General features: G+C 72.6%; 15 protein-coding genes. 5 read left to right on the forward strand and 10 right to left on the reverse strand.

Features of this window, described 5'->3' with window-relative positions; all coding sequences use genetic code 11:
- Positions 1 to 15 precede the first annotated feature (15 nt).
- A complete protein-coding gene (locus ACGFK0_RS04525) occupies positions 16 to 2,403 on the reverse strand; it encodes a phosphoketolase (protein ID WP_392900028.1) in 2,388 nt (795 codons plus the stop codon).
- A 667-nt stretch (positions 2,404 to 3,070) separates the two neighbouring features.
- Between ACGFK0_RS04525 and ACGFK0_RS04530 the strand changes: the two genes are divergently transcribed.
- Entirely contained in the window at positions 3,071 to 4,357 is a 1,287-nt protein-coding gene (locus tag ACGFK0_RS04530; RefSeq protein ID WP_392900031.1) for an amidase, read from the forward strand.
- A 23-nt stretch (positions 4,358 to 4,380) separates the two neighbouring features.
- Here the strand turns inward: ACGFK0_RS04530 and ACGFK0_RS04535 are convergent, their stop codons facing one another.
- The 3 genes from ACGFK0_RS04535 to ACGFK0_RS04545 all read right to left on the reverse strand — a co-directional run bounded on the left by ACGFK0_RS04535 (position 4,381) and on the right by ACGFK0_RS04545 (position 9,716).
- On the reverse strand, positions 4,381 to 7,452 hold the full coding sequence (locus ACGFK0_RS04535; protein WP_392900034.1) for an AAA family ATPase: 3,072 nt from the start codon (positions 7,450 to 7,452) through the stop codon (positions 4,381 to 4,383).
- 198 nt (positions 7,453 to 7,650) lie between these two features.
- The gene (locus ACGFK0_RS04540) at positions 7,651 to 8,568 is read right to left on the reverse strand and encodes a serine hydrolase (protein ID WP_392900037.1); all 918 of its coding nucleotides are present in this window, start codon (positions 8,566 to 8,568) and stop codon (positions 7,651 to 7,653) included.
- A 104-nt stretch (positions 8,569 to 8,672) separates the two neighbouring features.
- Positions 8,673 to 9,716 carry a LysR substrate-binding domain-containing protein gene (locus tag ACGFK0_RS04545; RefSeq protein ID WP_392900040.1) on the reverse strand — a complete coding sequence of 348 codons (1,044 nt, stop codon included), beginning with the start codon at positions 9,714 to 9,716 and terminating at the stop codon, positions 8,673 to 8,675.
- A gap of 135 nt (positions 9,717 to 9,851) precedes the next feature.
- Between ACGFK0_RS04545 and ACGFK0_RS04550 the strand changes: the two genes are divergently transcribed.
- Positions 9,852 to 11,501 carry a penicillin-binding transpeptidase domain-containing protein gene (locus ACGFK0_RS04550; RefSeq protein WP_392900043.1) on the forward strand — a complete coding sequence of 550 codons (1,650 nt, stop codon included), beginning with the start codon at positions 9,852 to 9,854 and terminating at the stop codon, positions 11,499 to 11,501.
- Here the strand turns inward: ACGFK0_RS04550 and ACGFK0_RS04555 are convergent.
- The 4 genes from ACGFK0_RS04555 to ACGFK0_RS04570 all read right to left on the reverse strand — a co-directional run bounded on the left by ACGFK0_RS04555 (position 11,428) and on the right by ACGFK0_RS04570 (position 16,156).
- Positions 11,428 to 12,852, reverse strand: coding sequence for an MFS transporter (locus ACGFK0_RS04555; RefSeq protein ID WP_392900046.1), 1,425 nt, complete (start codon positions 12,850 to 12,852; stop codon positions 11,428 to 11,430). The two genes, ACGFK0_RS04550 and ACGFK0_RS04555, sit on opposite strands and share 74 nt — an antisense overlap.
- 7 nt (positions 12,853 to 12,859) lie before the next feature.
- A complete protein-coding gene (gene bla, locus ACGFK0_RS04560; RefSeq protein ID WP_392900050.1) occupies positions 12,860 to 13,843 on the reverse strand; it encodes a class A beta-lactamase in 984 nt (327 codons plus the stop codon).
- 107 nt (positions 13,844 to 13,950) lie between these two features.
- Entirely contained in the window at positions 13,951 to 15,039 is a 1,089-nt protein-coding gene (locus ACGFK0_RS04565) for a magnesium transporter CorA family protein (RefSeq protein WP_392900053.1), read from the reverse strand.
- Positions 15,040 to 15,061: 22 nt separating this feature from the next.
- The gene (locus tag ACGFK0_RS04570; protein ID WP_392900058.1) at positions 15,062 to 16,156 is read right to left on the reverse strand and encodes a LacI family DNA-binding transcriptional regulator; all 1,095 of its coding nucleotides are present in this window, start codon (positions 16,154 to 16,156) and stop codon (positions 15,062 to 15,064) included.
- A 136-nt stretch (positions 16,157 to 16,292) separates the two neighbouring features.
- On the opposite strand from ACGFK0_RS04570, the gene ACGFK0_RS04575 reads away from it, so the two are divergent.
- Complete coding sequence (locus tag ACGFK0_RS04575; protein ID WP_392900061.1) at positions 16,293 to 17,495, forward strand: MFS transporter; 1,203 nt, start codon at positions 16,293 to 16,295, stop codon at positions 17,493 to 17,495.
- A 39-nt stretch (positions 17,496 to 17,534) separates the two neighbouring features.
- Here the strand turns inward: ACGFK0_RS04575 and ACGFK0_RS04580 are convergent, their stop codons facing one another.
- Entirely contained in the window at positions 17,535 to 19,139 is a 1,605-nt protein-coding gene (locus ACGFK0_RS04580; protein WP_392900064.1) for a dolichyl-phosphate-mannose--protein mannosyltransferase, read from the reverse strand.
- An 82-nt stretch (positions 19,140 to 19,221) separates the two neighbouring features.
- Between ACGFK0_RS04580 and rsmI the strand changes: the two genes are divergently transcribed.
- Positions 19,222 to 20,055, forward strand: a complete 834-nt coding sequence (rsmI, locus tag ACGFK0_RS04585) for a 16S rRNA (cytidine(1402)-2'-O)-methyltransferase (protein ID WP_392901425.1) — start codon at positions 19,222 to 19,224, stop codon at positions 20,053 to 20,055.
- Between the two features lie 85 nt (positions 20,056 to 20,140).
- Positions 20,141 to 20,443 (forward strand): hypothetical protein, encoded by a 303-nt coding sequence (locus ACGFK0_RS04590; RefSeq protein WP_392900067.1) that lies wholly within the window; start codon positions 20,141 to 20,143, stop codon positions 20,441 to 20,443.
- Between the two features lie 42 nt (positions 20,444 to 20,485).
- Here the strand turns inward: ACGFK0_RS04590 and ACGFK0_RS04595 are convergent, their stop codons facing one another.
- The gene (locus ACGFK0_RS04595; protein WP_392900070.1) at positions 20,486 to 22,072 is read right to left on the reverse strand and encodes a hypothetical protein; all 1,587 of its coding nucleotides are present in this window, start codon (positions 22,070 to 22,072) and stop codon (positions 20,486 to 20,488) included.
- Between the last annotated feature and the right edge of the window lie 388 nt (positions 22,073 to 22,460).

A 22,460-nucleotide genomic window follows, 5' to 3' on the forward strand; every position in this document is an offset into this window, starting at 1 on the left:
TTGGTTCGGCGGCCATCAGTAGGGCCAGGTCCAGTCGCGGATCTCTGGTGCGTCTTCGCCGTGTTCCCGCGTGTAGGAGCGCGCCGCGATACGCCGGTCGGCCATCTGCTGCCTGATGTGGGCGACGCGTCCGCCGAGTGAGGGGACGCGGTCGATGACGTCCATGACCAGGTGGAAGCGGTCCAGGTCGTTCAGCATGACCATGTCGAACGGCGTGGTCGTCGTGCCTTCCTCCTTGTAGCCGCGGACGTGCAGATTGTGGTGCCCGGCGCGCCGGTAGGTGAGCCGGTGGATGAGGTACGGGTAGCCGTGGAACGCGAAGATGACGGGCTTGTCGGTGGTGAACAGCGCGTCGTAGTCGCGGTCCGGCATCCCGTGCGGATGCTCGCTGGACGGCTGGAGCCGCATGAGGTCCACGACGTTCACGACCCGGACGCGCAGATCGGGGAACAGTTGCCGCAGCAGGTCGGTGGCGGCGAGCGTCTCCAGCGTCGGGATGTCGCCCGCGCAGGCGAGCACCACGTCGGGCTCGGTGCCCTCTTCGGCGGTGCTGGCCGGCCGCGGCGGAGAATGCGACGCCCACTCCCAGATGCCGATGCCGCGGGTGCAGTGCGCGATCGCCTCGTCCATCGGCAGCCAGTTCAGGGCGGGCTGCTTGCCCGCGACGACCACGTTGACGTAGTCGCGGGACCGCAGGCAGTGGTCGCCGACCGACAGCAGCGTGTTCGCGTCCGGCGGCAGGTACACCCGGACGATCTCCGGCTTCTTGTTCATGACGATGTCGAGGAAGCCGGGGTCCTGGTGGGTGAAGCCGTTGTGGTCCTGCCGCCACACGTGCGACGACAGCAGGTAGTTCAGCGACGCTATCGGACGCCGCCACGGCAGATGGCGGGTGACGTTCAGCCATTTGGCGTGCTGGTTGAACATCGCGTCCACGATGTGGATGAATGCCTCGTAGCTGTTGAACAGCCCGTGCCGTCCAGTGAGGAGGTAGCCCTCCAGCCAGCCTTGGCACAGGTGCTCGCTCAGCACCTCCATGACCTGGCCGGACGGCCCCTGGTGCTCGTCGGTCGGGAGCCGTTCGCCCTGGAAGACGCGGTCGGTCGCCTCGAAGACGTCCCCGAGCCGGTTGGACGCGGTCTCGTCGGCGCCCATGATGCGGAAGTTGGACGGGTTGGCCTTCACGACGTCGCGCAGGAACGTCCCGAAAGTCCGGGTGGGCTCGGTGGACGTCGTGCCGGGCTTGTCGACCGGCACCGCGTAGTCACGGAAGCCGGGCAGCCGCAGCGGCTTCAGCACCACCCCGCCGTTGGCGTGCGGGCTGGCGCTCATGCGGCGTTCCCCCGCGGGCGCCGACGCCAGGAGCTCCGCGACGGGACGTCCTTCGTCGTCGAACAGTTCTTCCGGGCCGTACGAGCGCAGCCATTCCTCCAACTGCGCGAGGTGCGCGGGGTCGTCGCGCACTCCGGCGAGCGGGACCTGGTGGGAGCGCCACGTGTTCTCGACCGGTTGCCCGTCGACCTCCTTCGGGCCCGTCCAGCCCTTCGGGGACCGCAGGATGATCATGGGCCAGCGCCGCCGCCCGGAGGTCCGCCCCTCACGGGCGCCGCGCTGGATGTCGCCGATCTCGGTGAGCGCCTGGTCGAGCGCGGCGGCCATCTTGCGGTGCATGGACGCGGGCTCGTCGCCGCTCACCAGGAACGGCTGGTATCCGTAGCCGTCGAACAACTGGACGAGTTCTTCCTCGGGGATCCGCGCGAGCACCGACGGGTTCGCGATCTTGTACCCGTTCAGGTGCAGGATCGGCAGGACGGCGCCGTCCTTCACCGGGTCGAGGAACTTGTTGGAGTGCCAGCTCGCCGCCAGCGGCCCGGTCTCCGCCTCACCGTCCCCGACGATGCACGCGACGACCAGATCAGGGTTGTCGAATGCCGCCCCGTAGGCGTGGGCCAGCGAATACCCCAGCTCGCCGCCCTCGTGGATGGAGCCCGGCGTCTCCGGCGCCACATGGCTGGGGATGCCCCCGGGGAACGAGAACTGCCGGAACAGGCGGCGCATGCCCTCCTCGTCCAGCGACACGTCCGGATACACCTCGCTGTAGGTGCCCTCAAGCCATGCGTTCGCGACGGCCGCCGGGCCGCCGTGCCCCGGGCCCATGATGTAGATCATGTCGAGGTCGCGCGCCTTGATGGCCCGGCTGAGGTGCGCGTAGCAGAAGTTCAGGCCAGGGGAGGTGCCCCAGTGCCCGAGCAGGCGCGGCTTGATGTGCCGGCGTTCGAGCGGCTCGCGGAGCAGCGGGTTGTCCAGCAGGTAGATCTGCCCGACGGACAGGTAGTTGGCCGCCCTCCAGTAGGCGTCGATCCGGCGTACTTCGTCGTCGGTCATGGCGACGGACTCGGTCATGGCGCGTCCCTTGTCCCTTCGGTGCCGGGGCCGGTGCCGGGGCCGGTGCCTGGCCCGGTATGTCGGTACCGTCCTGGCAGCATCACGTCCCCTGGATCGGCCTCCTCAACCATCACCGAAAGCCCATCACCAAAGGGATCGCGCCCCTAGGGCCGAACGTCCCCCCGACCGCGCCCCACCGCCACGGCCCACCGCCACGACCCAGCACCACGTCCCCCCGACCGCGCCCCACCGCCACGGCCCAGCACCACGTCCCCCGGCCGCGCCCCACCGCCACGACCCACCGCCGCGATCCGCCGCGATCCGTCGCCACGAGACACAGCAAGGCCACGGCGGCGTGTGCGTGCCGCCGTGGCCTTGTCCCCCCACCTGGATGTGGACGTCACCGGTTACAGGGGCGGCGGCCGCGTCCGGAAGCAGGCGCGGTCTCCGCCCCGCCCCCCAGCGAACCGGTGGGAGCGTCTCCATTGGGTGCGTTGAAGCCTGCCGCCTACTCGCGCGTAGGTTCACGTGTCCGGGTGGGCGGTCGATCGGCGGTCGTGTTTCCGCGACGAGGAGCCGACACTCGGAGACCGGCGGACGACGGAGAGCGACGAGCGGGTCGGCCCGCACCGCCGCCGGTCTGTCATGCTACGCAGACCGGAAGGCTGGACGGACGGGAGGCTACATGGGCGGGTTCTTCACGGGGCGGACGCTCGCGGACATCGGCCGCGACCTGCGTGCGGGCGACGAGTCGGCGACCGGGCTGCTGGCGCGGGCCCTGAAATCGGTCGACCCGGACCTGAACGCCTTCGTCACCCTCGACCCCGAGGGCGCCGAGGCCGCCGCCAGATGGGCGGACGAGGAACTCGCGGCCGGCGTCGACCGGGGGCCGCTGCACGGCGTCCCCGTCGCGGTGAAGGACCTCATCGACGTCGCCGGCCTCCCGACGGGGATGGGCTCGGCGCACTTCGACGGGCATGTGGCCGAGACCGACGCGGCCTGCGTGACCATGCTGCGGGACGCCGGTGCCGTGATCGTCGGCAAGACCGGCACGCACGAGTTCGCGTACGGCGGCACCGGCGACGTGTCGGTGAACGGGCCGGTCCGCAACCCGCACGACCGGGAACGGATGTCGGGCGGCTCCAGCAGCGGCAGCGCCGTCGCCGTCGCCGCCGGTATGGTCCCGCTCGCGCTCGGCACGGACACGGGCGGCTCGGTGCGGATCCCCGCCGCGTTCTGCGGCATCGCCGGCTTCAAGCCGCCGTACGACGCCATCCCCACGCAGGGCGTGTTCCCGCTGTCGGTGTCGTTCGACCATGTCGGAGTCCTCGCCGGGTCCGCGGCCGACTGCCGCATCGCCTACCACGCGCTGACCGGCCCCGCGGAGGCCGTCCCGTCGCCGGTCGACGAGAGCGCACCGCATGGGCGCGTCGCGTGGATCGAACCGTCGGCGATCGACCCGGACGTGGAGCGGACCGTCCGGGCGCTGTTCCCGGACGCGCCGTCCGAGCGGATCGACCTCCTCGGGATACGGCAGGTCTTCCGCGCCATCCAGGACGGCGAGGCGTACGACGTGCACGCCGAGCGCGTCGCGGAGGCGCCCGGCCTGTACCAGGCGCCGACGCTTGAGCGCCTGAAGAACGCGGGCCGCACGCCTGGCTGGCAGTACCTCCGCGCCGTCCGCGAACGGGAACGGATCGCCCGGGAGGTCGCCGCGCTGCTGGACCGCTACGACTACCTGGCGATGCCCACCCTCCCGATCACCGCCCCGAAGATCGGCGAGACGGAGGGGCCGCTCGGCCCGCACGTGCCGACGCTGGTGAGCCTCACGTGCCCGTGGAACGTGCTGGGACTGCCGGCGCTGAGCATCCCCGCCGGAACGGTCCACGGCCTGCCGGTCGGCGCGCAACTCATCACGCGTCCGGGCGCCGAAACCCTCCTCTTCGACGCCGCCGCCCGCCTCGCACACTGAGGCCGCGTCATATCCGCTCAGAGTCAGAGGTACAGACCGAAGAACTCCTCGGGATGTTCCAGGAGCGGGGGCAGGTCGTCGGCCGTGAGCGTGATCAGTTCCTTCTTGGTGGGGGCCTTGACGGGGGCCTTCTTGGGAGAACCTGCGGGCTTGCGGCCCTTGGCGCCCCGCCCGTCCTCGCCGCCCTTCGCACCGTGGCCTTTCGCACCGTGGACCTTCGCGCCGCCGTTCTTAGCGCTGCCGTCCTTTGCGCTGCCGTCCTTGACGGCGGCGGACGCCACGCGGTCGGCCTGGTTCGCGACGGCCACGTCCAGCATGTTGCGCATCAGGCGGCCGTTGCCGAACGACGGGCCTCGCGGTGCGCGTCGCAGCATCGTCAGCAGGAGGTCCTCGGTGCCGGGGGCGAGCCGGAAACCGTCCGCGGCGGCGAGCTGCCCGAACACTGTGATCAGCTCGTCGTCGGTGTAGTCGGGGAAGTGGATCTGCTTGGGGAAGCGGGAGTCCAGGCCCGGGTTGGCGACCAGGAACTCCGCCATCTCCTGCTCGTACCCGGCCACGATCACCACGAGGTCGTCGCGGTGGTCCTCCATCAGCTTCACCAGCTCGGCGATCGCCTCATGCCCGTAGTCGCCCTTCAGCGGCGACTGGGTGAGCGTGTACGCCTCGTCGATGAACAGGACGCCGCCGATCGCGCGTTCCACCAGCCTGCGGGTGCGCGGCGCGGTCTGCCCGATGTACTCGCCGACGAGGTGGGCGCGGGACGCCTCGACGAGATGCCCGGACGACAGCACCCCGAGCCTCTTGTAGATGCGTCCGAGCAGCCGGGCCACCATCGTCTTGCCGGTGCCGGGGTTGCCGGTGAACACCATGTGCCGGGTCGGCGGGGTGATCGTCAGCCCGGACTCGCTGCGCAGCCTCGCCGCATGCGTTCCGGCGACGAGCAGTGCGATCTCGTGCTTGACGGCCTCCAGCCCGGTGAGGTCGCGCAGCTCGGCGAGCGGGTTGCCGGTCGCCAGCGAGGTGTCCAGCGTCTCCGGGATGTCCTGTTTGCGGATGACCAGCCTGCCTGCCGGGGCCGCCGCTTCTAGCGTCACCGCTTCCGAGGACGCTGCTTCAGGTGTCGCGGCATTGGGCGATGCGGCGTCCGGCACCGCTGCTCTTGGTGACGCTGCTTTTGGTGACCCGGCTTTTGGTGACCCGGCTTTTGGAGTCGCTGCCGTTAGTGACGCGGCTCTTGGTGTCGCGGCTGTCGGTGACGTCGCCTTCGATGTCGCGGCGTCCGGTGTCGCGGTGTTCGCCGCGTCCGCCGAGTCCGCGTCCGGCGTCATGCGTGCCCTGGCCGTGGCGACGACCTGGTCGGCGAGGTGGGGGGCGAGGCGGGCGTTGCGGAGCGTCTGCATCGGGGGCGTCGCGGCCAGCAGCTCGCCCGCCGCCTCGACCGCCTGCCGGGTGCCGCGGGCGCCGCGGGCGTTCAGGGCGCGGCGGAACAGCTCGGCGTGGCCCTGCGCCGTGAAGGGCCGGGTCCGCGCGATCCGGAACCGCTGCGGCAGGACGGGATTGATGTCGCGGATCCGTTCCTCGCCGTCGGTGTCGCACAGCGCCACCAGGTGCAGGTCGGGGTGGACGGCCAGCAGCCGGTACAGTTCGGCGGCGATGGCCTCCCCCTTGCCGGGGTCGGTGACGATGCCGTCGAGGCCCTCGATGATGAGGAGCCGGTCGCCGGCGCAGTCGCGGGCGTCGACGTGAAGCTTGGCGACGGCGTCCGACAGCCGCTGGCCCGTGAACAGGTTGTCGGTGACCCAGTGCGGGTCGCGGCCGAGCGCCAGGGCCCTGCCGAGTTCCTGGGCGGCGTCGCGCTTGCCGGTGCCGTCGGGCCCGGTGAGCAGCAGCCGGACGGGCTCGTTGCCGCGGGTCAGCTCGTCCAGCGCCTCGACCACCTCGGGCTGCTCGACCAGCGACGTCGCGATCTCCGCCCGCGCGGCGGCCCGCCCGCCCTGCCGCACGGCGGCGTCCCCGGCCGGTTCCGGGACGCTCTTCAGCGTCTCCGTGAGCGGGTTGACGACGCGGCGACGCGGCGCGTACAGGCGCCGCAGGTCCGTCTGGAACTGGCCGACGGGGATGCATTCGGCCCTCGGGAACCCCGGGTCGCCGGGCAGGCCCTGGACGATCGCGCAGAACCGCATCGCCATGTCGAGCCAGCCGCGGCAGGCGTCGGCGGCGCCCGCGACCATCGCCCGGACGAGCCACGCCCGCGTCCGCTCCTGCCAGGCGCCCGCTTTGAACCCGCGGCGCTCGACGGCGAAGCGCTGCTGCAGCTCGTGGTAGCGGTCCTCGCCCAGCGCCGCGGACAGTTCCGCCGGGACGTGCTCCATGCTGCCCTGCAGGAGCAGCTGGATCAGGTGGACCTCCACGCTCTCATCGCGCGGCGCCGCCTCCGTCAGTTTCTCGTAGGACGCGAGCAGCCCCGCGCACACCCATTCCAGGTAGCCGACCGGGCCGAGCAGTTCGGGCAGCGCCGCGACGATGTCGTCGCCGGCGTGCGCGTGCCAATGCTCCCGCAGCTCCATCTTCGGCAGGTTCACGTCGCACACGGGCGCGTCGTCGTACAGCCGAAGCAGCGCCTTGCGCCGTTCCTCCAGCGGCTCGATGCCCTCCAGGACGGACAGGCAGTCGCGCGCCAGGTCGATCGCGAGTTCCCGGTCGGGGGCCTCGTCCAGCCAGTCCACCGGCGGACGCCACCGGCCGCCCGGCGCGTCCCAGCGGGTCATCCGGGTGCTGAGCGGCCCCGGGTTGAGCAGGTGCCGGTACAGCAGCCGCTCGGGCAGCTGCGACCACGAGCCCGCCTTGATCGCGCCGCCGCCGGGCAAGAACGCCAGGATGCCGAAGATCTCAGCGGTGACCAGGGGCGCCGGCAGCGTGAGCCGCTTGTGCTCGTCGGTCGTCAGCTCCGCGGCCCGCGGGTCGGCCGCCAGGCCGTCGATCCGCGCCGAGATCTCCTCGAACAGCCCGTCCGGGACGCGCCATGGACCGTGCGAGTAGACGTCGAGCACCGGCTCGTCGGTGAGCAGTAGCTCCAGATGATCCGGCAGCCGCAACGAAATTCTCCCCAAGTCTGGTCCAAGCCGGGGTATAGCTTATGTTTACCGAGGGAGTGCTGGCTTAGCGGTCATGCGGATCCGACGGTATTGGACCGATCGCAATGTGCTCACTGGCGCGGCGGAGCCGCTTGAGGGGCGCGGCGAAGCCGGTTCAGGGCCACGGCGGAGGCGGCTCGGGGGCGCGGCGGAGGCGGCTCAGGGGCGGCGGAGCGACTCCACGGCCATGCGGGCGGCGGTGCCGATGACGGCGTCCGCCTGCGGCAGGACGGCGATGGGCAGCAGCGACCGGGTGAACACCGCCACGGCGTACCGGCCACCGTCCGGGTACTCGACGGCGCCGACCTCGTTGCGGAGGGTCGGCAACGTCCCGGTCTTGCCGCTCACGACCACGTCGTCGTAGGGGAACCCGGACGACAGGCGGTGCGGCCAGACCTGGAGCCCGAAAAGCCGCCGCATCGCCGCGCATCCGTCGGGCGGCGCGGCCTCGTCCCGCCAGATCATCGACAGCAGCCGGGTCATGTCGCGGGGCGTGCTGCGGCTCGTGCGCAGCGGGTCGAGGGCACGCAGCCGCGCCGCCACGCCGGGCTCGTCCAGCCGGGTCCACACGTCCGCGAAGGTGGCGGCCCCGGCGTCCGCCAGCAGGGTTTCGTGCAGTTCACGCCCACTGACCTCGACGACGGTGTCGCGGAGCCCGAGCGCGGCGGCCGTCGCGTTGACCGCGTCCCGGCCGACCCGGTCGAGGACGACGTCGGCGGCCGCGTTGTCGCTCACCGTGATCATCAGGAGGGTCAGGTCGCGCAGGGACATGCGGACGTCGTCCAGCATCGCCGATATCCCGGTCGGGCCTTCCGTGCGGTCCCGCGAGCGCAGCGTGACCGGCTCGGCCGGGTCGAGGAGCCCGTCGGCGGCCTGCCGGTGGAACGCGACGAGCAGCGGCACCTTGAACACCGAGGCCAGCACGACGGGGTCATCGGCGCGGACCGCGACCTCACGTCCGGTGTCCATGTCCGTGACGTGCAGGAAACCGGTCACGCCGGCGGAACGGAACTCCGCCTCGATGCGCTCCGCCACGTCCTCCCGGACGTCCCACGCCCCCCGGTTCGCTTCGCTCATGCTTGTTTCCTGTGAGGGGGCGACCCCCCACGCCCCCCGGTTCGCTTCGCTCATGCCTGTCTCCTGTGAGGGGGCGACCCCCCACGCCCCCCGGTTCGCTTCGCTCATGCCAGGAACCCCGACGACGGCCGCGGGACGACGCGGCGGGCCGGCGTGCCGTCCAGCGGAGTCATTCCGGCCTCACTGCGCAGGACGGCGGTCGCGACGGCGGTGAAGTCGGCGATCGCGCGGGCGTGCTCGGGGTCGGCGGCCCGCCGCCACACGCACGACGTCCGCCACGCCAGCGGCTCGCCCACCAGCGGACGCCACGTCACGCCCGCCGTGTCGTCGACGCGGGGAACGAGGGCCACGGCCGTCCCCGCGAGGACGAGTCCCAGCGCGAACTGCGGGTGCCGCGCCTCGTGGACGGCGGCGGGCGCGAAGCCGTGCCTGCGGCAGGCCGCCAGCAGTTCGTCGTGGGCGCCGGGGGACTCCTCACGCGGGGACACCACGAGGTCACGTCCGCCGAGGTCGGCGAGATGCACCTCGGGGGCCGCGCCGAGTGGGCCGGGAGCACCGGCGGGGCCAGGGGAAGAGGGACCAGGGGAAGAGGGGAGAGGGGCTGTGGGTGGAGGGTCGGTGGGGAGAGGGGCCGTGGGCAGCAGGACGCCGAGTGGCTGGGAGAGCATCGGGCCGAGTTCCAGGTCTCGGGAGTCGCACGGGTGCCGCACGATTCCGGCGTCCAGCGCGCCGTCCGCGAGCGCGCGGACCTGCTCGGCCGTCCCCGTCTCCCGGAGGTCGAGCCGCAGGTCCGGGCGGCGGTCCCGGAACGCGGCGATGAGCGCCGCGACGATCGGCCCGCCGAGGTCGCTCGGCAGGCCCGCCCGGACCGTGCCGACCTCGCCGAGCCGGGCGCGCTCGGCGACGGAGTAGATGCGTTCCACGCGGGTGAGGATGTCACGGGCCTCGTCCAGCAGCAGCCTTCCCGGCGCGGTCAGCTCCACTTTCCGGCTGGACCGGTCGAACAGCCGCACGCCGAGTTCGTGCTCCAGCCGCTGGATCCGCTGGCTCAGCGGCGGCTGCGCCATGCCGATACGCTCCGCCGCGCGGCCGAAATGCAGTTCCTCGGCCACGACGACGAAGCACCGCAGATGCCCCACGACGTTCACGACCAGCGACGATATCAATCAACGTATCTCTGTGACACCGATATCAATCTTGGACATTCCGGGGTGTGGCTGGTGTTCTTGTGTCCCGACCGTGCCCGACCATGGGTGGGGCCTGTCAAGGGAAGGGAGTTCGATATGCACCGATCCCGTGTGATCGTCGCGGCGGCGGTCACGGTGGTGGTCGTGATCGTGGGGGCGGGGGCGGTGTGGTTCGTGCGCCGGGGGGACGACCCGAGGGACACGGCGGAGCGCTACCTCGCGGCCTGGAGCGGCGGCGACCTCGCCGCGATGAAGGCCCTGACCGACGGCGCGCCCGCCGACTTCGACAAGCGTGTCTCCGGCATGCGGGACGACCTGGGCGTCGTCCGCCAGCGCTACACCGTCGCCTCGGTGGGAGATCCGGACGACGGCAGGGCGGGCGGGTCCTACTCGGCCGAACTGACGCTCGCCGGTGACCGGACCTTCAAGTACGACGGGGCTCTGCCGCTCGTCGAGCGGGACGGAGAGTGGCTCGTCCGGTGGTCGCCGCAACTCCTGCATCCCGGGCTCAAGGAAGGGCAGCGGCTGCGCGTGGCCCGCGACTGGCCCGACCGCGCCGCCGTCCTCGCGGCGGACGGCAGCGTGCTGAGCACCTCACCGTCCGGGTCTGCCCGCCAGCTCGCCGGGCAGCTCGGGGTCGCGTCCCCCGAGGCCGCGAAGAAGCTCGGCGCGCCCTACCGCGAGGGCGACGCGGTCGGCACCGGCGGCCTGCACCAGCAGTACGAGCGCCGCCTCGCCGGAACGCCCGCTCTCGGCGTGCAGATCGTCGACGCCGAAGACAACGCGGTGAAGACCCTGCAGCGTTTCGGCGGCGCCGACGGCGAGCCCCTGAAGACGACGATCGACCCGAAGGTGCAGGCCGCCGCCGGCAAAGCCCTCGGCGAGGCGAGCGAGCCCGCCTCCATGGTGGCGCTGCGTCCGTCCACCGGCGAGATCCTCGCCGTGGCGAACAAGCCCGGCGGGTACAACCGCGCCCTGATGGGCCAGTACCCGCCCGGCTCCACGTTCAAGGTCGTCACCGCCGCCGCCCTCGTCGCGGACGGTGTGGGCGTGGGAACGAAGGTCGCCTGCCCGGCCACGACCACGGTCGGCGGCCGCTCGTTCCACAACTACCACCATGAGGACTTCGGGACGATCCCGTTCCGTGAGGCGTTCGCGCACTCGTGCAACACCACGTTCGCGCGGCTCGCCGTGGACAAGCTCGGGGAGAAGCGGCTCGCGGAGGTCGCGGGCCAGTTCGGCTTCAACGTCCCGATCATCGCCGGGCTCCCGGCGGTGCGCGCCGCGTTCCCCGGCAACAAGGACGACACCGCGTTCGCGTCCGCGTCCTTCGGCCAGGGCAAGGTGCTGACCAGCCCGCTCAACATGGCGAGCGTCGCCGCGGCGGCGGCCGACGGCACCTGGCGTTCGCCCCGCATCGTGGACGCGGCGGTCGCCTCGCAGGCCGCCGACGCCGGCGGCCGCAAGCCCGTGCCGCCGAAGAAGCTGGAGCCGGCGGTCGAGAAGGCCCTGCACGCCCTGATGCCCGCCGTGGTCAGCGAGGGGACCGCGTCCGGCGTCGGCTTCCCGTCCGGGACGGCGGGCAAGACGGGGACGGCCGAGTACGGGTCGGGCGAGGAACCGCCGACCCACGCCTGGTTCATCGGCTACCGCGAGGACGTCGCCTTCGCCGTCATCGTCGAGGGCGGCGGCACCGGCGCCGAAGCCGCCGCGCCCATCGCCGCGAAGTTCCTGAAGGCCCTCTGACCGGGGACGGGGTCACGGCACCGTCTGCGGTCCGGCTCAGGCGGACGGCGGACAGTAGCGCGAGGACGCCCAGCCCGGTGAGCGCGGTGGCCGCGCCGGCGGGCCCCGCGTCGAAGAGCGCGCCGACGGCCAGGCCGCCGGCGAAGGCCATCATCCCGGCGAGGAACGACGACGTCCCGAGATACGCGCCGACCCGTCCGGGCGGCGCGTGCCGGGCGACGACCTGGAAGATCGACGGCTGCAGGAGGCCCGCCCCCAGCCCGCTGAGGACGGCCGCGGCCAGCAGCCCCGCGACCTGCGCGGCGTCCCCGCCACCGGTGAGTTGGGATCCGTCCAGCGGGACGAGTGCCAGGTACCCGGTGCCCGACAGGAGCAGCCCGGCCCGCAGGACACGGGGCCGGCCGGCCCGCCCGCCGGTGGCGCACCAGGGCTGGACGGCGGCGATCACGGCGGCGGCCACGCAGAAGAACACGGTCGCCCAGCCGGAGTCGAAGCCCTTCAGCGGGACGACGGTCGTGGTCGTGCTCGCGAGCAGGGTGGAGGGGGCGACGGCCACGGCGAACCGGAGGAACCGGCGGTCCCGGCCCACCTCGCCGAGGCTCCGCGTCAGCGTCCGGGGCGCCGAGGCGCCGGGCGCGCGCGGGGCCGGAGGCAGCAGCAGGAAGAGGGCGGCGGCGACGCCCCAGGCGGCCGCCGCGGCCGCCGCGAGAACGGGGAAGCCTCCGCCGGCCAGCAGCACCAGCCCGGCGGGCGGGCCGATCACCGCGGAGATGTGCCCGCTGATCAGATAGGTCGCGTAGCCGCCCGGCCGGCGTGCGGGTGAGAGTCCCGCGACCAGCGACTGGGCGGCCGGATGGTAGAGGGCGCCGCCGACGCCGAGCAGGACCGCGGCGGAGACCAGCCCGGCGATGCCGTCCGCCGTGCCCAGCAGCCCGAATCCGCCGGCGCGGACGACGCATGCGAGCGTCCCGGCCCGGGGCGCGCCCAGAGCGTCCGTCAGCGCACCGACCGGCAGCAGCAGCGTGTACTGGATGAGGAGCCGGGTTCCGAGCACCAGGCCGATCGTCCCGGCGGCCAGGCCGACGCCGTCGCGCATATGGGCGACGACGTGGCCGAACACGGCGTAGAAGCCGAGGCCGATGGCGACCTGGATGGCGGCGATCACCAGGATGGTCCGGCGGTCGGCGGATCGCCCGCCAGAGGTCCCCGTGCCGGAGATCTCCGTGCCGGGGGTCTCCGTGCCGGGGGTCTCCGTGCCGGGGGTCTCCGGGCCGGGGGTCTCCGGGCCGCCGGGGGACGGGTCCCGGGCCGGGAGGGGACGCGCGGAGGCGGTGGTGCGGCCCGGGACCATCGTGCCTCTAGCCGGCCGGCCGGAGGGCGCGGACCAGGATGGCGGTGGCCTTGGCGATGGCCGCGCCGTCGGCGGCGCCGTCCGGCGTCCGCCGGTTGGTCGTCACCACGATGATCAGCGGTGCTCCGCCGGACGGGGGCCAGGCGATCGCGACGTCGTTCGCGGTGCCGTAGGTGCCGCCCGTGCCGGTCTTGTTGCCGGCCGTCCAGCCGTCCGGCAGCCCGGCGCGGATGCGGTCGGCGCCCGTCTCGGAGGCCTTCATCCAGCCGGTCAGGCGGTCCCGGTCGGCGGGCGCCAGCGCGTCCCCGACGGTGAGCGCCCGGAGGCTGCGGGCCCAGGTGCGCGGCACGAGCGTGTCGCGTCGCTCGCCCGGCTTCCAGTCGTTGAGCGCGGTCTCCCAGCGGTCATGCCGGCTGAGCCGGTCGCCGAGCGAGCGGAAGAACGCGGTGTGCGCCGCGGGACCGCCGATCTGCTTCAGCACCAGGTTCCCGGCGGTGTTGTCGCTGACGGTGATCGCCGCGTGGCACAGTTCGGCGACGGTCATGCCGGTCTTCACGTGCTTCTCGGTGACGGGGGAGTAGTCGACAAGGTCGGTTTCCTTGTAGCGGATGACGCGGTCCATCAGGCCGGGATCGGAGCGGCGGGCCTTCTGCAGGACCGCGCCGCACACCACGGCCTTGAACGTGGACAGGAAGGGGAAACGCTCGTTGGCACGATAGCCGACGGCACGATCGCTGCCGGTGTCGATCGCATACGCTCCGATCCGCACCTGACGGGTCTTCTCAAGTGCGCGGAGTTGCGTGTTGACCGTTCCCTGGGACGAGGCCGGACGGTCCGGCACCACGGGCAGGGGAGCGGTGGCGCTCTGCGGTGTCGCGGTCGCGGTCCCGGTCTCCTCTCCGCCGCCGCATCCGGCGGCGGAGAGGAGGAGGGAGAGCGTCAGGCCGGTGGCCCCGAGGACGGTTCCTAGGCGGGTTGATCTCGTTCGCATGCAGCGAGCAGACCAGAGCCGCGACGGCGATGTCCAATATTGATATTGGAGAAACACCGATATGCGTTGACATATAAATCCACGGTGACCTGTGGATATGGGCGGTATCACAGCCAGTCGCGGAGCTTGAAGATCACATAGAGGCCGACGCTGCAGATGACGATGATGAGGGTGCTGGCCACGACACCGGAATACTCCCCCTCACCCGGGTAGGGGATGTTCTGCCCGTAGAAACCGGTGACGGCGGTCGGCACCGCGATGATCGCCGCCCAGCTCGTGACCTTCTTCATCACCTCGTTCATCCGGTTGCTCTGCAGGGCCAGCCGCGTCTCGATCAGGTCCGCGACGAGGTCGCGCAGCCCGTCCGTCCACTCCGCGACGCGCAGCGTGTGGTCGTGGACGTCCTGGAAGTAGGGCACGAGCGACGGTGCGACGAGCCGCAGGTCGCGCCGGAGCAGCGTGTCCACGACCTCCCGCATGGGCAGCGCGACCCGCCGCAGCGTGGCCAGATTCTTGCGCAGCCGGTAGCTGCGGTGCTGGATCTCCTTGACCGGGAACGTCTCGCCGAAGACCAGTTCCTCCACCACGGCGGCCTCGTCGTCGAGGGCCTCGACGGCCTCCAATTGCATGTCCACGACCAGGTCGAGCATCCCGTACAGCAGGAACGCGGCGCCGGTTTCGCCGAGTTCGCCGCCGGGGCTCTCGTCCCAGCGGCGGATGAGCGCGTCGACGTCGAAGCCGCCGTCCTGCCGCACCGTGACCAGCGCCCGCTCGGCGAGGAAGGCCGACAGTTCGTGCATCGTGAGCTCGGCGTCGTCCACCAGCGGGACGTACATGTTGAGGAACGAGTACCCCTCGTAGCGGTCGAGCTTCGCCCGCTCGTGACGGGACACCGCGTCCTCCACCGCGACGGGGTCGAGCCCCAGTTCGTCGCCGACGACGTGCAGGTCCTCCTGGCGCGGCCCGCACACGTCGAGCCACACGACGACGTCCGGCCGCCGCAGATACTCGCGGATCCGGTGGACGGGGAAGCCCTCGGCCTCGATCTTGCCGCTGCGCCAGGCCCGGGTCCGGGGCGCCGCCGTGCCGATGCGGTTCTCCGGATGCCCCTCGACATCGGTTTCGGACGGCTGCCCGGTTCTGGACGGCTGCCCGGTTTCGGACGGTGGCCCGGTTTCGGACGGTGGGCTTTCCATGTGCCCCTTATACCCGTCCTCCTCAGGTCCGCGAGGACGACGGGCGCCCGGTCGCCGGGGCCGCCGTGGAATCGCGGACGATCAGCTCGCCGGGAAGGACGCGGGGACCCGGGCGTCCGCCGGCGAGGAGGTCGAGCAGAGCCGTCATGCCCTGCGCGCCCAGCTCCTCCGCGGGGAGCCGGACGGTGGTCAGCTCGGGTTCCAGCGCGATCGCGAGCAGCACGTCGTCGAACCCGGTGACCGACAGGTCGGACGGGACGTCCAGCCCGCGCGCCCGCGCCGCCTTGTAGGCGCCTGCGGCGATCAGGTCGTCGTCGCAGACGAGCGCGGTCGGCCGGCCGGGGCCGTCCAGCAGCCGCCCGGCGGCCTCCTTGGACGAGGCGACGTCGATCGCGCACGTGGACCGGGTCAGGCGGCCGCCGGGCAGTGCGGCGACGGCGGCGGCGAGGGCGGCGGCGCGGGCGTGGAACGTCCACTGGTCGACGGCGGCGGCCACATGCCCGATCCGGCGGTGGCCGAGGCCGGCGAGGTGATCGGCGATCGCGCGCATCCCGTCGGCGACGCCGAAGTCGACCGTGGGGATCGCGGCCGTGGAAGCGCCGGCCGCGCGGGCGCCTGCCGTGGGGGCGCCTGCCGTGGGAATGGAGCCGCCGGCGCGGGGGGCCGGGCCGCTGTCGAGCATCACCGCGGGCGTCTCCCGGAACTCGCCGAGCGCCTCCACGGCCATCGAGGACGCGAGGATCCCGTCGATCGCCTCGTCCGGCGCCGCGAACGGGCCGTCGGCCGGCCCGGCCGCGTCGTCCGGCCACGTCGAGACGACGACGCCGAACCCGTGCCGTGCCGCGACCCTCGCCGCGCCCGTGTAGACGGGGCCGAAGAACGGCGCGGTCAGGGTCGGGACCATCAGCAGGACGGTCCGGGTGGTGCCGAGCCGCAGGTTCCGGGCCGCCTGGTTGGGCCGGTAGCCGAGGCGCTCGGCCGCGCCGCGCACGCTGCGCGCGGTGGCGGGGGAGACCCGGCCCCGCCACTTGCCGCCGAGCACGAGCGAGACCGTGGACTGCGAGACCCCGGCCTCCTGAGCCACGTCCTTGCTGGTGGGGCGGCCGACTAAGGGCACCTGCGCCTCCCTGTGGAGTGTTCCGGGACCAACGCGGACTTGATCGGGACCAATTCAGACTAGAGCCGAACACCTCCGAAGTGGTACGTATGACCTTGCGAGTAATACGTATGACTCAATCTCCGGGGAGCCATCGATGCGCGGCTATGTCGTCTTCCTGCGGAGGCCGTATGCGGGAAGGCTGCTCGGCGGCACCCTGCTCGGCCGGCTCCCCAACGGCATGGGGATGCTCGCCGTCGTGCTGCACATCCGCGCGGACGGCGGCGGATACCCTCTCGCCGGAACCCTCGCCGCGATCTTCGGGCTCGCGACGGCCGCGGGGCAGCCCGTCCTCGGCCGCGCCATGGACCGGCTCGGCCAGCCGCGCGTCCTGCTGCCGGCCGCCTGCACCGCCGCCGCCGGCTTCGGACTCCTCGCCGCCGTCGGCGCCGAACCGCTGCCGGCCGCCGTCACCGCGGCGGTCATCGCCGGGTTCGCCACCCCGCCGCTGGAGGCCGGGCTCCGCGCCCTGTGGCCGGACGTCCTGGACGGCCAGGAACAGGTCGACGCCGCGTACGCGCTGGACGCCGCCGCCCAGGAGATCCTCTTCACCGTCGGCCCCCTGCTCGTCGTCGCCGCGGCCGTCGTGAACACCGAGACGGCGCTGCTGCTCACCGGCGCACTCGGCATCGCCGGGACGCTGGTCGTCACGCTGTCCGGGCCGTCCCGCAGATGGCGGGGGCAGCCGCGCGCCGCCGACTGGGCCGGGCCGCTGCGCTCCCCGGGGCTGCGGATCCTGCTGTTGTCGCTCGCCTGCGCCGGCATCGCGCTCGGCGTCTACGCCGTCGCCGTCGTCGCCTACGCCGAACGGTACGGCCGCGACCTGGCGTCCGGGCTGCTGCTGGCCTGCATGGCGGGCGGTGCGCTGGCGGGAGGACTCGTCTACGGTGCCCGGCCATGGGCGGGTGAGCCGCACCGGCGGCTGGCGTGGCTGCTCGCCGCGCTCGCCGCCGGGTACGTCCCGCTCGTCCTCGCGCCCGGCCTGCCGGTCATGTCGGTGCTCGCGTTCGTCAGCGGCGTCTCCCTCGCGCCCGTGCTGGCGTGCAGCTTCGCGCTCGTCGACCGGCTCGCGCCGAGCGGGACCGTCACCGAGGCGTTCGCGTGGGTCGTCGCGGCGATCGGCGCGGGCGGTTCCCTCGGCTCCTTCGTCTCCGGCGTCGGGCAGGACGCCGCCGGCGTCCCGGGCGCGTTCGCCGGGGCCGGCGTCGGCGGTGTCCTCGCCCTGGTGCTCTGCCTTCTCGGCGCCCGGACGCTCCGTCCCCGAACCGCGCCCGCCCTCACCGCCGAAGCCCCGGCCTGAACCCCGCCGCCGGAGGTCGGACCCAGGAGCGGGCGGCGGTCAGACCCAGGACTGGAACCAGATCCGTTCGTGCCAGTCGTCGTAGGGGATCGTCTGGGCCGTCAGGATCGGATGGAAGTACGCGAAGTTCGCCAGCACCACCAGCAGGAACGCCCCGGCGGCCGCGGCGCCGACCAGCCGCCGCGTCCCCGCCGCCTGGGCGACCTCCGGCCCGTGCGCGCCGCCCACTCTGGCGGGGGCGGGCCCTATCAGGAACCCCAGCACGAGGACGACCGCCAGCACCATGAACGGGATCAGCGGCGTCGCGTAGAACAGGAACATCGTGCGCTCGCTGAACGCCGAGGGGAACCAGGTCAGCCAGCCGGCGAGGAACCCGAGCAGGATCGCCCCCGCCCGCCAGTCCCGCAGCATGATCCAGATGAAGGCGACGGCGACCAGCGCGACCAGCGCACCCCACCACAGCGCGGGCGTCCCGATCCCGAGGATCTCGCGGGAGCAGCGCCCCGCATCGCCGCAGGCGTTCTTCGGCTCGGTGTAGAAGAACGCGACCGGACGCCGCAGTATCGGCCAGTCCCACGGCCACGACTGGTACGGGTGCTTGTCGTCCAGCCCGCTGTGGAAGCCGAGGATCTGCCCGTGGTAGCGCCACAGGTCCGGCAGGGCCTCGAACGGCCGCCACAGCGGATTGCCGGACACGTCGCCGCGTCCCCAGCCGCCCGGCCGGAAGATCCAGCCCCACCAGGTCGCCACGTAGGTCACCAGCCCCACCACGACGATCTGGACGAACGCGGGAACGGCCTCCAGCAGCATCGTCCCGGCGAACGGCGCGCGGACCCCGGCCGCGCGGCGGGCGCCGTAGTCCCACAGCACCACCATCAGCCCGAACGCGGCGACATAGAAGAGGCCCGTCCACTTGGTGGCGCAGGCCAGCCCGAGGCAGATCCCCGCGCCGTACCGCCAGCCGTGCGCGAGGAACGGCCCGTGGACCGACGTGGTCCCACCTTCGATCTTCTCGGCGAGGACGCGGCGGGACCGGTCCCGGTCGGCCACCAGGCACGCGAACCCGGCGAGGACCCAGAACATCACGAAGATGTCCAGCAGGGCCGCCCGGCTGGTCACGAAGTGCAGGCCGTCCAGCGCCAGCAGCAGCCCGGCGGCGCAGCCGAGCAGCGTCGAGCCGGTCATCCGGCGGGCGACCCGGCACAGGATCAGCACCGACAGCGTCCCGACGAGGGCGGGCATGAACCGCCACCCGAACGGTGTCGCGCCGAACATCCACTCACCGATCGCGATCATCCACTTGCCGAACGGCGGGTGCGCCACGAACGCGGCGCCCTCGCCCCAGATGTTCGCGTTCTGGTCGGCGATCAGCATCTTGTCGGCGTTCTCGACGGTGTTGTGCTCCCAGCCGAACTCCAGCAGCGCCAGGGCGTCCTTGGCGTAGTAGGTCTCGTCGAAGACGACCGTCTTCGGCGTCCCCAGCCGGTCGAAACGCAGGTAGCCCGCGAAGAGCGTCACCAGCAGCGGGCCCAGCCAGGACAGCAGCGGGCTGCCCGGGATCGCGGGCGCCATCCACTCCCGGAGCGGGGGCGGCATCCGCCGGGACCCAACGGCCGGGGCGGGGACCAGATCCGTTGTCGCCATCTTGGGAGTTTATTGCGTTACTCAGGCCGCAAGGCGCCTCATTGGCTTCCATGGGTCGCTCCGCTGGGAGAATGGGTGCGTGATGGGGACCCTGTTGCTCGCGGCGGCGCCGATCGGGCGTGCCGAGGACGCCTCCGCCCGGCTGCGGGCGGCGCTCGCCGGCACCCCGGTGATCGCCGCGGAGGACACCCGGCGGCTGCGCAGGCTGGCGGGCGACCTCGGCGTGGAGGTCACCGCGCGGATCGTGTCGTACTACGACCAGAACGAGAAGGCCAGGGCGGCCGAACTGCTGGCGGAACTGCTGTCCGGACGGGACGTCCTCGTGATCACCGACGCGGGCATGCCGGGCGTGTCCGACCCCGGATACCGGCTCGTCCGCGCGGCGGTCACCGAGGGGGTCCCGGTCTCGGTGCTGCCCGGGCCGTCCGCCGTCACGACCGCGCTGGTGGTGTCGGGCCTGCCCACCGACCGGTTCTGCTTCGAGGGCTTCCCGCCGCGCAAGCCGGGCGAGCGGTCCCGGCGGCTGGCCGCGCTGGCCGCCGAGCCCCGCACGATGGTGTTCTTCGAGTCGCCGCGCCGGCTGGCCGACACGCTCACGTCGATGGCGGACGCGTTCGGTGCCGGCCGTCCGGCCGCCGTCTGCCGGGAGCTGACCAAGACGTACGAGGAGGTCCGCCGCGGGACGCTCGGCGAACTGGCCGCGTGGGCGGACGACGGCGTCCGCGGCGAGATCACGCTGGTGGTCGGCGGTGCGCCCGAGCCTGAAGGGCTCTCGGATCCGGCCGACCTCGCCGCCGCCGTCGCCGCGCGGGTGGACGCCGGGACGCCCCGCAAACAGGCCATCGTGGACGTCGCCAAGGAGAACGGCACCCCGAAACGCGTGGTCTACGACGCCGTCGTCCAGGCGAAGAAGTAAACCCGCCGGGCGATGCAACCGGCGCGTCCGGGGAATAACCCGGGGCAGCGGCGCATGGAGGGCGTCACCGAGGGGGGTGATCGCCGTGCGGGACGCATGGTCGAGCCATGAAGCGTGGGTCTTCGAGTGTCTGAACTGCTCGACGACCTGGAACGAGGAACTGGAGGTCCGCCACTGCGGTGACGGGCACGGGAACGAGGCCGTCATCTACGAGCGCGGCGGGCAGCCCTGCACGACGCCCTGGATGGACCGCTGCTGCCCCCGCTGCCAGAGCCAGAACGTGAAGGCGCTGTCCGCGGTACGGGGCAGGCGGGACGAGGTGCCGAAGGCGCGCAGCGGCGACGACGTCGCGATGGTGTTCCACCTCCGCCGCCTGCACGCCTGGTGACCCCGGCCTGACTACTTGCCGCGGCCTGGCTACGCGGCCTGATTACTTGGCCGCGACCTCCGGGACCTTGGGCTCGGCGGGTTCGGCCGGGACCTCCGACGTGTCCGTCGGGGCGGCCGTGCCCGAACCGTCCCCGCGCCGCAGCCGGCGTCCCCACCCGGCGACCGCACCGCGGACCTCCGGTGTGAACGCCATCCCCGCGGCGAGCGCCGCCAGCGGGACGGCGGGCAGCACGTACCGGTAGTCGAACTCGGCGGTGGCCGCCGGCGCCAGCAGCAGCCCGGTCGCGAGCGTCCACGGCAGCAGCGCCTGGCCGCCGAAGCGGCGCCACAGCGGGACGAGCCCGGCGAGGCCGATGAGCAGGATGCCGCCGACCATCGTCCCGCGCAGGTAGAAGACGTCCTGGTAGCCGCGGGCGACACCGGCGAACGGCTCGACGACCCGGGTCTCGGCGTCGCCGTTCTCGTACGCCTTCGCCTCGGCGGACGCGATCGAGTTGCCGTCCATCTTCCAGTCGGGCAGCGTCCTGCTGGTGGTCTTGCGGAACTCGTACTGCTTGTAGGTGTCCGGGTCGGGGAACGTCGTCCGCTCCCATCGGAAGACCCGGAAGAAGTCGTACGCGACCACCTGCAGGTAGTCGCCGGGCTGCGCGATGATCGCCCGCTTGGCGAAGTCGTTGCCCAGCGCGTTGTTCTCGGGGCCGAACCGTGTGCCGGTGTAGCGGTTCAGCGGGGACTGGGCGTTCCAGATGCCGTCCTGTGAGTTGGGCAGCCGGTTCGCCGGCTCCGTGCACAGCGGGTATTCGCGGACCGGCAGATCGTTCATCTGGTGGCAGTCGGCGAACTTGTAGACCCGCGCGTACAGGAAGATCCCGTTGCTCTCGGTGATCGCGAACTTGTCGCTGTCGAGCTTGTACCAGCCCATGTAGGACAGGACGGGCAGCATGCAGGCCGCCAGCGTGACGCCCATCAGCTTCCAGCCGCTGCGCCGGATCAGCATGTACACCAGCACGCCGAGGAGCACCGGCATCCCGACCGAGCGGGTCAGCCAGGACAGCCCGATGATCAGCCCGACCGCCGCCGCGATCCGCCAGGACGGGCGGTCGTGCCACAGCAGCAGCGTGACCGCGCTCATCACCAGGAACATGAACATCGTGTCGGACAGCACCAGGTGCTCGAGCTGCAGCTGGTAGGCGTCCAGCAGCACGGGCGCGGCGGCGAGCGCGGCGCCCCAGCCGGGCAGCCGGAACTTGCGCCGCAGCAACGCGTAGATCATCACGCCCATGGCCAGGCCCATGAGGTGCTGGACGGCGGCGACGAGCGCGAAGCTGTGGAACGGCTTGAGCAGGATGAGCAGGAAGGCGTAGCCGTCGGGACGCAGCGGGTGCGGGTACGGGTCGGTCGCGACGTGCAGGTAGTCGAAGCTGTCGTTGAAGAACATCACCGGCTGGTAGCCGAGCATCGCGATGACCCGGAGCAGTGCCGCTATGGCAATGATCACACTGAAGGCCGGATGGCGGCGTGCCAGCGTCCACAGCCCGCGGGCGCGCCGCCGGCGTCCGGAATCGACGCTCTCATCAGGCGTTTCGTCGCCTCGGCCGGGCCTGTCGGCGGTGTCGGCCGTACGCACCGGACCGGATTTTGAGACAGACGATGTGCCGGATTTCGGCCCGTCCTTAATGTCGCCGGCCGATTTTCCGGCGCTTTTCGTCCCACCGGGCGTGTCGCGGCGTGCCGCGGTGCCCGCCACGCCCGGCCGCCCGGCGGGGGTGACCTCGGCGGATCCGTCCCCCGCGCCCGCGTCGCCGGCGCCCCCCGCGGCACCGCCCGGCGCCGTCCCGCCCGGCGCCGTCCCGCCCGGCGCTGCCCCGTCCGACGCGGCCCCGTCCGACGCGGCATCGTCGGCCGCCCTGCCCGGCGCCGTGCCGAGCGCCGTGCCCTGCGGCGATTCGCCCGCCACTGCCGCACCTCCCCTTCGGTGTCCGGCCCCCGGTCCGGTGGCACTGCGTTCCCCGTCG

Source organism: Spirillospora sp. NPDC048823 (assembly GCF_043198445.1).
Classification (GTDB): domain Bacteria; phylum Actinomycetota; class Actinomycetes; order Streptosporangiales; family Streptosporangiaceae; genus Spirillospora.